Source organism: Pseudomonas sp. GW101-3H06 (genome assembly GCF_059424605.1).
The window spans coordinates 4717897-4728853 of the sequence record NZ_JBWKZO010000001.1 but is presented as its reverse complement, the minus strand read 5'-3'; the positions used below and the strand labels follow the sequence as shown (position 1 = coordinate 4728853).

Annotated in this window: 13 protein-coding genes; 10 read left to right on the top strand and 3 right to left on the bottom strand. The window is 59.2% G+C overall.

Annotated features, from left to right (window positions below; all coding sequences use genetic code 11):
- Positions 1 to 63: 63 nt before the first annotated feature.
- The 8 genes from cobU to AC07ZE_RS21530 all read left to right on the top strand — a co-directional run bounded on the left by cobU (position 64) and on the right by AC07ZE_RS21530 (position 5486).
- Positions 64 to 585, top strand: a complete 522-nt coding sequence (gene cobU / locus AC07ZE_RS21565) for a bifunctional adenosylcobinamide kinase/adenosylcobinamide-phosphate guanylyltransferase (protein ID WP_207266563.1) — start codon at positions 64 to 66, stop codon at positions 583 to 585.
- Complete coding sequence (gene cobT / locus AC07ZE_RS21560; protein ID WP_207266562.1) at positions 582 to 1637, top strand: nicotinate-nucleotide--dimethylbenzimidazole phosphoribosyltransferase; 1056 nt, start codon at positions 582 to 584, stop codon at positions 1635 to 1637. Before cobU ends, cobT begins: the two co-directional genes overlap by 4 nt.
- Entirely contained in the window at positions 1634 to 2209 is a 576-nt protein-coding gene (cobC, locus tag AC07ZE_RS21555) for an alpha-ribazole phosphatase family protein (protein WP_207266561.1), read from the top strand. The genes cobT and cobC overlap by 4 nt, the downstream gene beginning before the upstream one ends.
- Before the next feature lie 2 nt (positions 2210 to 2211).
- On the top strand, positions 2212 to 2943 hold the full coding sequence (locus AC07ZE_RS21550) for an adenosylcobinamide-GDP ribazoletransferase (RefSeq protein WP_207266560.1): 732 nt from the start codon (positions 2212 to 2214) through the stop codon (positions 2941 to 2943).
- 119 nt (positions 2944 to 3062) lie between these two features.
- Complete coding sequence (locus tag AC07ZE_RS21545) at positions 3063 to 3467, top strand: MarR family winged helix-turn-helix transcriptional regulator (RefSeq protein WP_008065263.1); 405 nt, start codon at positions 3063 to 3065, stop codon at positions 3465 to 3467.
- Between the two features lie 52 nt (positions 3468 to 3519).
- The gene (locus AC07ZE_RS21540; RefSeq protein ID WP_207266559.1) at positions 3520 to 4728 is read left to right on the top strand and encodes an MFS transporter; all 1209 of its coding nucleotides are present in this window, start codon (positions 3520 to 3522) and stop codon (positions 4726 to 4728) included.
- A complete protein-coding gene (locus tag AC07ZE_RS21535; protein ID WP_259331985.1) occupies positions 4725 to 4847 on the top strand; it encodes a hypothetical protein in 123 nt (40 codons plus the stop codon). Before AC07ZE_RS21540 ends, AC07ZE_RS21535 begins: the two co-directional genes overlap by 4 nt.
- Before the next feature lie 72 nt (positions 4848 to 4919).
- The gene (locus tag AC07ZE_RS21530; protein WP_207266558.1) at positions 4920 to 5486 is read left to right on the top strand and encodes a glutathione peroxidase; all 567 of its coding nucleotides are present in this window, start codon (positions 4920 to 4922) and stop codon (positions 5484 to 5486) included.
- Between the two features lie 177 nt (positions 5487 to 5663).
- Here the strand turns inward: AC07ZE_RS21530 and AC07ZE_RS21525 are convergent, their stop codons facing one another.
- The 3 genes from AC07ZE_RS21525 to AC07ZE_RS21515 all read right to left on the bottom strand — a co-directional run bounded on the left by AC07ZE_RS21525 (position 5664) and on the right by AC07ZE_RS21515 (position 8065).
- Positions 5664 to 6935 carry an OmpP1/FadL family transporter gene (locus AC07ZE_RS21525; RefSeq protein WP_207266557.1) on the bottom strand — a complete coding sequence of 424 codons (1272 nt, stop codon included), beginning with the start codon at positions 6933 to 6935 and terminating at the stop codon, positions 5664 to 5666.
- Positions 6936 to 7082: 147 nt separating this feature from the next.
- Positions 7083 to 7565 (bottom strand): hypothetical protein, encoded by a 483-nt coding sequence (locus AC07ZE_RS21520; protein WP_207266556.1) that lies wholly within the window; start codon positions 7563 to 7565, stop codon positions 7083 to 7085.
- Positions 7566 to 7840: 275 nt separating this feature from the next.
- Positions 7841 to 8065, bottom strand: a complete 225-nt coding sequence (locus AC07ZE_RS21515) for a hypothetical protein (RefSeq protein ID WP_003204606.1) — start codon at positions 8063 to 8065, stop codon at positions 7841 to 7843.
- A 996-nt stretch (positions 8066 to 9061) separates the two neighbouring features.
- Here AC07ZE_RS21515 and AC07ZE_RS21510 point away from each other — a divergent pair.
- Both AC07ZE_RS21510 and AC07ZE_RS21505 read left to right on the top strand, forming a co-directional pair.
- On the top strand, positions 9062 to 9385 hold the full coding sequence (locus tag AC07ZE_RS21510) for an SEL1-like repeat protein (RefSeq protein ID WP_207266555.1): 324 nt from the start codon (positions 9062 to 9064) through the stop codon (positions 9383 to 9385).
- Positions 9386 to 9560: 175 nt separating this feature from the next.
- Complete coding sequence (locus AC07ZE_RS21505) at positions 9561 to 10925, top strand: DNA recombination protein RmuC (protein WP_207267864.1); 1365 nt, start codon at positions 9561 to 9563, stop codon at positions 10923 to 10925.
- Positions 10926 to 10957 lie beyond the last annotated feature (32 nt).

Below are 10957 nucleotides of genomic sequence, written 5' to 3'. Positions count from 1 at the left end.
GCCTTCGCGAGCAGGCTCGCGAAGGCGCCAGTCGTTACACCGCCAATTAGAAGGTTGATGACCATGCTCCAACTGATCCTCGGTGGCGCCCGCTCCGGCAAAAGTCGCCTGGCCGAAAAACTGGCAACTGACAGTCAGCTCCAGGTGACCTACATCGCCACCAGCCAACCCCTGGACGGCGAAATGAGCGAGCGGGTCGCCCATCACCGCGCCCGCCGTCCGGCCGAGTGGGCGTTGATCGAAGAGCCTCTGGAGCTGGCCCGTGCCCTGCGTGAAAACGCCCGCGCCGATCATTGCCTGTTGGTCGATTGCCTGACCCTGTGGCTGACCAATCTGCTGATGCAGGACGATGCCGAGCGCCTGAACGCCGAGCGTGAAGCCTTGCTGGAGTGCCTGGCGTCGCTGCCGGGGGAAATCATTTTTGTCAGCAACGAGACCGGAATGGGTGTCGTGCCGCTGGGCGAGTTGACTCGCCGCTATGTCGATGAAGCCGGTTGGTTGCATCAAGCTCTGGCCGAGCGTTGTCAGCGAGTCATCCTGACCGTCGCCGGCCTGCCCCTGACTTTGAAAGGAACTGCGTTATGAGCCCATCCTGGTGGTTGAATCCTTGCCAAGTGATCGACGCCCAGGCGGTCGAGCAGGCGTTAGCCCGTCAACAGCAATTGACCAAGCCGGCCGGCTCTCTCGGGCAACTTGAGTCGGTGGCGGTGCAACTGGCGGGATTGCAGGGGCGAGTCAAGCCGAGTCTGGAGCAGGTGTCGATCGCGATTTTTGCCGGTGATCACGGCGTGGTGGCCGAAGGGGTGTCGGCGTTTCCCCAGGAAGTCACCGGGCAGATGCTGCATAACTTCGTCAACGGCGGCGCGGCGATCAGCGTGTTGGCGCGGCAGTTGGGGGCTTCCCTTGAAGTGGTGGATCTGGGAACGGTCACGCCTTCGCTGAACCTGCCGGGGGTGCGTCACTTGAACGTCGGCCCGGGCACGGCGAATTTCGCGCGGGGGCCGGCGATGACATCGGCTCAAGGCGAACTTGCTCTGCAGGCCGGTCGTGACAGCGTATTGAGGGCGAAAGCGGGCGGTGCGCAGTTGTTCATCGGTGGCGAGATGGGCATCGGCAACACCACTGCCGCCAGTGCGCTGGCCTGTGCCTTGCTCGAATGCCCGGTGGTGCATCTGGCCGGGCCGGGCACCGGGTTGAATGCGGCAGGTGTCAGCCACAAGGCCGAGGTGATTGAACGTGCATTGGCCTTGCATGGCGCTCAACGTGGCGATGCCTTGCAAACCCTTTTCAATATGGGCGGCTTCGAAATCGCAGCACTGGTTGGCGCTTATCTGGCCTGTGCCCAGGAAGGTGTTGCGGTATTGGTGGACGGCTTCATCTGCAGCGTTGCCGCGTTGGTCGCGGTGCGCCTGAATCCTGAATGCCGTCAGTGGCTGTTGTTCGGTCACCGGGGGGCCGAGCCCGGGCATCGGCATGTGCTGGAAACCCTGGGCGCCGAGCCGTTGCTCGACCTCGGTTTGCGTCTGGGCGAAGGCAGCGGCGCGGCACTGGCCGTGCCGTTGTTGCGGCTTGCGTGTGACCTGCACGGGCAAATGGCGACGTTTGCTGAAGCGGCGGTCGCGGATCGCCCGGCATGATTTTGCGCCTGGATCTGCTGCGTCACGGCGAAACCGAACTCGGCGGCGGATTGCGTGGCAGCCTCGACGATGCGCTGACCGAAAAGGGTTGGCAGCAGATGCGCTCGGCCGTGATAGAGCAGGGGCCTTGGGATCGTGTGATCAGCTCACCGTTGCAGCGGTGTGCGCGCTTCGCTGAGGAATTCGCCGGGCAAATGGGCTTACCGGTAGCGTTCGATCAGAATCTGCAAGAACTGCACTTTGGTCGTTGGGAAGGGCAGAGCGCTGCGGCGTTGATGGAAACCGATGCCGAAGCCCTGGGGTTGTTTTGGGCGGATCCTTATTCATTCACCCCGCCTCAGGGAGAGCCGGTGGCTGAATTTTCTGAACGGGTGCGGGTGGCGGTGGCGCGTTTGCAAGCGGCGTACGCCGGCGAGCGTGTGTTGCTGATCAGCCATGGCGGAGTCATGCGTTTGTTGCTGGCTCAGGCGCGAGGCTTGCCTCGTGAACAGTTGCTCAACGTCGAAGTGGGTCATGGAGCACTGTTCTCGCTATCGGTTGATGCCGATGGCTTGTTGAAGGAAGTGCGTTGACCATGTTGCCGTTCTGGATCGCCCTGCAATTCCTCAGCAGCCTGCCGATACGATTGCCGGGCATGCCGGCACCGCAAGAGTTGGGGCGATCGCTGCTGTTTTATCCGCTGGTGGGGTTGTTGTTCGGCGGGATTCTATGGGCATTGAACTGGCTGTTGTTGGGCGCACCCTTGTTGTTGCAAGCAGCGCTGTTGCTGACGGTTTGGGTGTTGCTCAGTGGTGCGTTGCACCTGGACGGTCTGGCTGACAGCGCCGATGCCTGGCTCGGTGGATATGGCGACCGTGAGCGCACACTGACCATCATGAAAGACCCGCGCAGCGGTCCGATCGCAGTGGTGACGCTGGTCTTGGTGCTGCTCCTGAAATTTGCCGCGTTGCTGGCGTTGATCGAACAGCAGTACGCCGTGGCGCTGATTATCGTTCCGCTGCTGGGGCGCAGCGCGTTGCTGGGGTTATTCCTGACCACGCCCTATGTGCGTCCTGGCGGTCTGGGGCAGGCACTGGCCGATCATCTTCCGCGGTTGGCGGGCAAGCAAGTGTTGGCACTCAGCGCTTTGGTTTGTGTGCTGGTCGCGGGCATTCATGGCGTGTTCGCAGTGGTGTTGGGCGTTGTACTGTTCGTCTGGTTAAGGCAAGTGATGTTGCGGCGATTGGGCGGGACGACAGGGGATACGGCGGGCGCGTTGCTGGAGCTGCTGGAGGTGACGGTACTGGTGGGGCTTGCGTTGGTATGATCGGGTTGCATCGATAAAACCGGCCTCTTCGCGAGCAGGCTCGCGATTGCGGATTGTCAGGCGATGAATCACTCTTACTGTAACTTGATTTAACAGACTCACGGGTATATACACGCACCATGCTCGACTCCCAATGTTTATGCATCAACCTGCGTCGCGCCGCCCGTGGCGTCAGCAGGCATTACGACGGCGCTCTCGATGGCTTCGGGATCAACGTTGCGCAGTATTCTTTGCTGTGCAATCTGCAGCGCCTGGATCAACCGAGCATTTCCACGTTGGCCGAAGCCATGGGGCTGGATCGCAGCACCCTGGGACGTAATCTTCGGGTGCTGGAAGGTGAGGGTCTGGTGACGCTGGTGGAAGGCGAGGACATGCGCAATCGTATCGTCCTGCTGACCGAAGCCGGAGCCGAGCGGCTAAAAGCAGCCTTGCCGGCCTGGGAGGCGGCGCAGCAGCGATTGGTTGATCGTCTGGGCGCCGAAAAGCGTGAAACGTTGTTGAAGTTGCTGGACGAACTGGCTTGATGCCGGTTTGTTCGATCTTAAGCGGGTATATACCCGCGTCAGGAGAACAAGAATGACATCGATGTGGCGTACGTGCGGTTGGGTTTTGTTGGGGGGGGCGCTGATCCTTGCGTTATCTCTGGGCGTTCGGCATGGCTTCGGCCTGTTCCTGGCGCCGATGAGTGCCGAATTCGGCTGGGGGCGGGAAGTCTTTGCCTTCGCCATCGCCCTGCAAAACCTCATCTGGGGCCTGGCGCAACCGTTCACCGGCGCGCTGGCCGACCGCTTTGGCGCGGCGAAAGTGGTGCTCATCGGTGGCATTCTGTACGCCCTGGGCCTGGTGTTCATGGGCTTGTCCGACTCGGCGGTGACCTTGTCGCTAAGTGCCGGCCTGTTGATCGGCATCGGTCTGTCCGGCACCTCGTTTTCGGTGATACTCGGCGTAGTCGGGCGAGCAGTGCCGCCGGAGAAACGCAGCATGGGCATGGGTATCGCCAGCGCCGCCGGATCTTTCGGTCAGTTCGCCATGCTGCCCGGCACGCTCGGGTTGATCGGCTGGCTCGGCTGGTCCGCGGCCTTGCTGGCGTTGGGGTTGCTGGTTGCGCTGATCGTGCCGCTGGTGGGCATGCTCAAGGACAAACCCCTGCCGGTGCTAGGGCATGAACAAACCCTGTCCGAAGCGTTGCGTGAAGCCTGTTCCCATTCGGGATTCTGGCTGCTGGCATTCGGCTTTTTTGTCTGCGGTTTCCAGGTGGTGTTCATCGGCGTTCACTTGCCGGCGTACCTGGTGGATCAACACCTTCCAGCCACCGTCGGCACCACGGTGTTGGCGCTGATCGGTCTGTTCAATATCTTCGGCACCTATACCGCAGGCTGGCTGGGCGGACGCATGTCCAAGCCGCGGTTGCTCACGGGGCTGTACTTGTTGCGGGCTGTGGTGATTTCGCTGTTCCTGTGGGCGCCGGTGACCACGACAACAGCCTATCTATTCGGCATGGCCATGGGCTTCCTGTGGCTGTCGACGGTGCCCTTGACCAACGGCACGGTCGCGACCTTGTTTGGTGTACGAAACCTGTCCATGCTTGGTGGGATTGTTTTCCTGTTCCATCAGCTCGGCTCGTTCCTCGGCGGCTGGTTGGGCGGGGTGGTGTACGATCGAACCGGGAGTTATGACTTGATCTGGCAGGTCGCGATTCTCTTGAGCCTGATGGCAGCAGCACTGAACTGGCCGGTGCGTGAACGTCCGGTGGCGCGGCTGCAAACCCAAATGAGTGCGACATGAATAGTCTCTGGCCGCGAATCACTCTCTTGGCAGTCTGTGCCTTGCTGCTGGCCCTGGCGTGGTGGGGCTGGCATCAGGGCGGGCTGGCGTTGATGCAGTTGGGCATGAGTCTGTGCTAGAGGCAGGCTTGCTAGCAGGATGTCAGGGCGAGTAACTTCGATCCTGACGATTCCTCACAAGGAGGCACCGATATGCTGATGCGCTGGTTTGCAGTTCCCGCGTTACTGGTAGCGTTTAGCGGATTGGCTCAAGCGGCAGAGTGCCCGGCGCTGCTGCAAGGTTCATTGCCCAAGTTGCGCGCCAATGAGTCCATCGATTTGTGCCAGCGCTTTGCCGGCAAGCCGTTGGTGGTGGTCAACACTGCCAGTTTCTGTGGCTTTGCGCCGCAGTTCAAAAGCCTTGAGGCGTTGAATCAGCGTTACAAGAAGCAGGGGTTGGAGGTGATCGGCGTACCGTCCAATGACTTCAAGCAAGAGTCCAAGGACGGTGCCGAGACCGCCAAGGTCTGTTACGTAAACTATGGCGTGACCTTCACCATGACTGAACCGCAGAAAGTTCGTGGCGACGATGCCACGCACCTGTTCAAGGTTCTTGCCAGTCAGAGCAGCGCGCCTAAGTGGAATTTCTACAAGTATGTGGTCGATCGCCAAGGCAAGGTGATCGCCAGTTTTTCCAGCCTGACCAAGCCCGATGACCCTGAGTTCATCGCAGCTGTGGAGAAAGCCCTGGCCTCACCGCCGCTGGCTGCCGTTCCCTGACTGTGAGAGCGAGCCTGCTCGCGAACTTCGAGGGCGCCACATTTATCCTGCTGATATGCATCATCGTTGACGTCCTTCGCGAGCCGGCTGGCTCCCACAAAAAAGCCCCGCGGTCTGCAGAAGAACGCGGGGCTTTTTCGATTCGGGCAGCGAGTGGTTCAGGTTCGCCGACGATCATCAGAAGCGGTAGGTTGCACCGACACCGAAGCCGTTCGCCCAGTTTTCATACTTGGCGCTGTAGCTCTGACGGCCGTTGCTGTTGTTGACCTTGACGTCTTCTTCCTTCAGATAGGAATACGCCACGTCGATGGTCAGGTCGTCGGTCGGGCTCCAGCCGGCACCCAGGCTGAAAATCGTGCGATCGCCAGTCGGGATGCGTGGGGAGCGGTTTTCGTTGTTGGTCGGCGCCTGGTCTACGGACAGACCGGTACGCAGCACCCACTGCTTGTTCAGCTGATAGGAAGCACCAATGGCGTGCGCCCAGGTGTCGTGCCAGTTCTGCTCTTCAGTGATGGTGCCAAACCCGCGTGCAGCCAGCGCTGCAGGTACGCCTTCGTTCTCGACAGAGATTTCTTTGAGACGGCTCCAGCGAGTCCAGGTGCTGCCTGCGTAGAGGGTCCACTGGTCGTTAAGCTGGTGAGTCACGGAGAGGTCAACCGACTCAGGCGTCGTAATGTCGAGCGAAGCGTCGTACTTCTGGCTCGGGTTTTGGCCCAGTGCGCTGAGCAAGCCGTAGTTGACCTTGGTGTCACCCTCGATCTTGTATTTCACTTTCGAATGGTAGGTCAGGCCGACGCGAGTGCTGTCGGTGGCTTGCACCAGAATACCGATGTTGTAACCCAGTGCGGTGTCGTCACCCTTGATCTTGACTTCACCGTCCGGTGCCAGCGGGTTCAGGGATACGTTCGATTCCAGCTTGCCGTCGATGCGGTTGATGGTCGGACCAAAGCCGATCGACACCTTGTCGTTGAAGGCATAGCTGACGGTTGGCTGCAGGGTCACGATTTTGACTTCGCTCTTGCTGCCGAAGTAACGGCCGGCAAAGCCGTTCTCGTAATCGGTTACCAGGCCGAATGGTGCGTAGACGCCGAAACCGACCGCCCACTGGTCATCGAGTGGCTTGACGTAGTAGCCCATCGGCACGCCCATGAAAGGGACCATGTCACCTTTGTTGGTGCCGCCGTTCGGACGGGAGCTGGCATCGCTGATATCGGTGTGCGCGTCAATAAATGCAACACCGCCGGTGACTTGTTCGCGCTTGAGGCGAGACATGCCGGCAGGGTTGCCAAAAATGGTGGATGCGTCGTCGGCAGAGGAAGATCGCCCGGCAAAACCTGTACCCATCCCGCTGATGCTTTGTTCGTTGAGGGCAAAGCCACTTGCAAAGATCTGGGTGGATGCCATGGCAACGGCGAGGCTAATGGTGGTTTTGAGCATTACTTTTTTCATTATTAGAACTCCTGGTGATCACCGGGGCGAAAATTACCAACATTTTCGTCCCAGCGCCATAGGCTGTATTGCTTGATTTAGAGCGGTTTTGTAGGACAATCCGACCAAATTCGCGACCTGTTGTGCGATCTTTGGATCCAGAGGTGCTTAGCAGGCTACCTGATTCATTGGTGAGACACAGGTTTGCCAGGCGTAGGTGAAGTCTCTGAGGCGTCCTTGGGGCTGGAAGGTCTGGCGCCAGATTCGGGCCATGCCCAGCAGGTCGTCTGCTTCGGGGAGGGGAGTGTTCTGTTCTTCGACCAGCAGCCAGGCAATGGCTGTGGCGTAACGCAGGTTGACGGTCAATTCCAGGTGCGGGCCACTGAGAAAGGCATGCTGGCTGGCCAGACCGCGGACCAGACTGGCACGTTCGGGGTCGAGTGCCAGGTAATGGTCCCAGAGGGCCTGATGGCGGGGTTCGGCGATTCGATACAGGCCGTGTCCACGGCGATCGTGCAAGGCGGAGCCGAGGGCTGACTGGCTGGCGGCAATACCCAGCAGCAGGGATTCGGCGGTTGCGCTATGACGTCCAAGGTAGATCAACGTCGGGCGGATCACATAGCGGCACAGTTCGCTGGCAGCGATACCCATAAAACCCTCGAAACACTAAATGGTCGGCGAAACCTGAAGAGAGCGTTGGCAGCGGTGAATCGAATCAGGCTCGCCGGAAGCGGATCAAGCCGCTTGAGTTGAAGTGTAGTGTCATATTCACTGCGTAAAGGTCTGTTTTTAAAATATTTCCGGCTTCCAGTTATAACCGTTATATCGCTTGGTGCTTAACCGGATGACCTGCAACATGAAATTTCAGGCAACAAAAAGCCCCGCTATTTGAGCGGGGCTTCTGATGTTTCAAACGTGTTGGCGTTTCAGGCAACCAGTGCCTGACGGGTACGCTCAATTACAGCCTGCAGCGGTTCGGCGCTGGAGTATTGATCGGGGTACAGGCGCTCACTGTGACGGGCGATGCCGTGTTCGTTGACCAGGGTGAAGCTGAAGCAGCCTTTGCGAGCGGCCATGATCAGGCAGTTCATTGGTGCAAAAGCGTTGGTTAGGGTGCGGATGGCATCCTGTGCATGGATTTGAGTAGACATAGTCATGGGTGTTCCTACAAGCGACACGGATAAGAGCCGTGCAAAATTAAAACGTTCCAGTAACGACGACCACCGTTGGTCGAACGAAGAACCCGACTGGAACAAAGCAGCCAGTTTGAAGCGCTGATAATTGGCGCGCTTGGGCTGGCAGGTAGGTACTTAGGAGGGCAGGCAACACATCGAGGGCAAAGGTTCGGGGCCCGGGGTGAAGATCCTGATCAATTTGCAGGTTGGTTCGGTCAGAGTAAGCGAGTCTGGCAACACCCTTTGCTTTCGATTCAAAGGCTGTGTTGACGCGAGATTACCTGGAAACCATCGAGGTGGCCGATCCCGCTTGTTCGGTGTAAGGCTTCCTGTGGGAAGGCTGACCGGGGGGATTTGTTCGACCAGAATTGACTTTCAGCTTGGTACTAACGGCACGGATAGTATCGGATTGAAACGGCGATGGGAAGTGTGTTAGCCAAAAAAGTCGGAGAGTCGCCTCAGTCTGACGCTGCGTAAAGCCCTTTACCGAAGTCATGAACCAAAGCGGCGCCCTGTAATGGTCCGTAATCCGACCGGCGGTCGTGGTGATTCAACCAGTGGCGAGCTGCCTGGGTCACGGGTTTGCAGGGTTTTATCCCCAGGCAAGGGGTAAAAGTGCGCCGAAAAAGCGCAGCGATATAACCGTCCCGAAGGTACTTGTGCACATTATTTGCGCGCGTTGTCACCTTGTTGTCATCTAGCCTTCAAGCGCAGTGGGTGCCTGTAACCAAAATTTAAGTCAATGAAAAACATCGCTTTTTTTAACTGGTGAAAAAATCGTCAGTTTGACTGCAGGCCCCATTCCACAGGGCTTTGCGAGACTTCAGGGGCGGTTGTCCACTGACTTATCCACAGCTTCTGTGGATTGTCCCGAGCGCTTGCTCTAGGACGGGCGTGCCCGGATTTTTTCACCTTTACCTGTAAGAAAAAAAGAGTAGAGTGGCGCGCCTTCCGATCTGCCCACAGTGTTTTATGAAGTTTCGTACGCCACCCGCTTCATCCACTTCCAAAACGCCCATTGTTGCCCCACCCAAGCGCTTTTCGATGCGGGTGGCCGAATGGCTGCTGGACAGCCCGCGCCTGGGCGAAAACACCAACGTCAAACACATTGCCGGGCGTTTGCTCAAGCAACCGGCCCGTGAGGGCGTTGTGGCTGCGCAAAGCCGCCTTGGCCAGTTGATGTGCCGCGAGTGCGGCAATGCCAGGGACCGTCGGATCGGCCAGGATCTGCTGCGCCAGGCCGCGCGGGCAGGGGACTTGCGCGCGCAACAGGAGCTGGGGCTGCTCGAAGACTGAGCTGTCCAAGACCTGACGCCTTGGTTAACCTTCTAGCTTTATTTCAATGGCAGGAATGGCTATGGCTATGGACTTGACCAGCGCGTTGCTGGGGCTCGGGGGCGCTGCTCTGCCGCTACTGGTGTTGGCCTGGCAACTTCAACGCAAGGCAAGCTCGGCGCAAGCTGAGGTCGCGCTGCTGGAGGAGCGACTGGCTACGGCGCATCTGGCGCAGGATGGCCTGAACGCGCAACTCGAAGCCTGTCGCGATGAAATAGCCGATCTCGGTCAGGCCAATGCCGCCCGGCAAGCTGACCTTGCCGCTGTGCGCCGTGAAGTCGAGCTGCTGCAAATCGAACGGGATGATGCCCGCGACGCCTCTCACGCCTGGAATATCGAGCGCGCAGGAAAAGACGCTGAGCTGCGTCGTCTGGACGCCCAGGCTGCTTCGCTCAGTGCCGAGTTGCGTGAGCAGCAGGAAAGCCATCAGCAGCGCCTCAACGACCTGCAGGGCTCACGAGATGAGCTGCGTGCGCAGTTCGCCGAACTGGCGGGGAAGATTTTCGATGAACGAGAGCAGCGTTTTGCCGAAACCAGTCAACAGCGCCTGGGGCAGTTGCTCGATCCATTAAAGGAACGCATCCAGTCGTTTGAAAAACGCGTCGAGGAAAGCTATCAGGCTGAAGCCCGGGAACGCTTTTCGCTGGCCAAGGAACTGGAGCGCCTGCAACAGTTAAACCTGCGCCTGAGTGATGAAGCCACCAACCTGACCCGTGCCTTGAAGGGACAGAAAACCCAGGGTAACTGGGGTGAGCTGATTCTGGAGCGGGTGCTTGAGCATGCCGGGCTGGAGAAGGGCCGCGAGTATCAGACCCAGGTCAATCTCAAAGGCCCGGATGGCGAGCGTTTCCAACCGGACGTGATCATTTATCTGCCTGGCGACAAGCAGGTGGTGGTCGACTCCAAGGTCAGCCTCACGGCTTATCAACAATACGTGGCGGCCGAAGACGAAGGCATCAGCCAGATCGCCATCAAGCAGCACGTTCTGTCCCTGCGTAATCATGTCAAAGGTTTGGCCGGCAAGGACTACAAGCGGCTCGACGGTTTGCACAGCCTGGATTTCGTCCTGCTGTTCGTACCCATCGAAGCGGCATTTTCCGCTGCGTTGCAGGCCGAACCGACACTGTTCCAGGAGGCGTTCGACCGCAACATCGTGATCGTCAGCCCGACCACTTTGCTGGCGACCCTGCGTGTCATCGACAGTCTGTGGAAGCAGGAGCGGCAAAGCCAGAACGCCCGGGAAATCGCCGAGCGGGCCGGGTGGCTGTACGACAAGTTCGTGTTGTTCATTCAGGATCTGGATGAAGTCGGCAATCGCCTGCAGCAACTGGATAAAGCCTACAGCGCCGCGCGCAACAAGCTGACAGAAGGCCGCGGCAACCTGGTCAGCCGCAGTGAACAACTCAAGTTGCTCGGGGCGAGAGCGAGCAAAAGCCTGCCGGCGGATCTGCTGGAGCGGGCGATGACGGATGTGGATGGGTTGGTCGAGTTGCCGGAATAGTCAAAAGCTTCGCGAGCAAGCCCGCACCCACA

Coding starts and splice junctions, on each gene's coding strand:
- cobU (WP_207266563.1), top strand. CDS start 64: ATGCTCCAACTGATCCTCGGTGGCGCCCGCTCCGGCAAAAGTCGCCTG.
- cobT (WP_207266562.1), top strand. CDS start 582: ATGAGCCCATCCTGGTGGTTGAATCCTTGCCAAGTGATCGACGCCCAG.
- cobC (WP_207266561.1), top strand. CDS start 1,634: ATGATTTTGCGCCTGGATCTGCTGCGTCACGGCGAAACCGAACTCGGC.
- AC07ZE_RS21550 (WP_207266560.1), top strand. CDS start 2,212: ATGTTGCCGTTCTGGATCGCCCTGCAATTCCTCAGCAGCCTGCCGATA.
- AC07ZE_RS21545 (WP_008065263.1), top strand. CDS start 3,063: ATGCTCGACTCCCAATGTTTATGCATCAACCTGCGTCGCGCCGCCCGT.
- AC07ZE_RS21540 (WP_207266559.1), top strand. CDS start 3,520: ATGACATCGATGTGGCGTACGTGCGGTTGGGTTTTGTTGGGGGGGGCG.
- AC07ZE_RS21535 (WP_259331985.1), top strand. CDS start 4,725: ATGAATAGTCTCTGGCCGCGAATCACTCTCTTGGCAGTCTGTGCCTTG.
- AC07ZE_RS21530 (WP_207266558.1), top strand. CDS start 4,920: ATGCTGATGCGCTGGTTTGCAGTTCCCGCGTTACTGGTAGCGTTTAGC.
- AC07ZE_RS21525 (WP_207266557.1), bottom strand. CDS start 6,935: ATGAAAAAAGTAATGCTCAAAACCACCATTAGCCTCGCCGTTGCCATG.
- AC07ZE_RS21520 (WP_207266556.1), bottom strand. CDS start 7,565: ATGGGTATCGCTGCCAGCGAACTGTGCCGCTATGTGATCCGCCCGACG.
- AC07ZE_RS21515 (WP_003204606.1), bottom strand. CDS start 8,065: ATGTCTACTCAAATCCATGCACAGGATGCCATCCGCACCCTAACCAAC.
- AC07ZE_RS21510 (WP_207266555.1), top strand. CDS start 9,062: ATGAAGTTTCGTACGCCACCCGCTTCATCCACTTCCAAAACGCCCATT.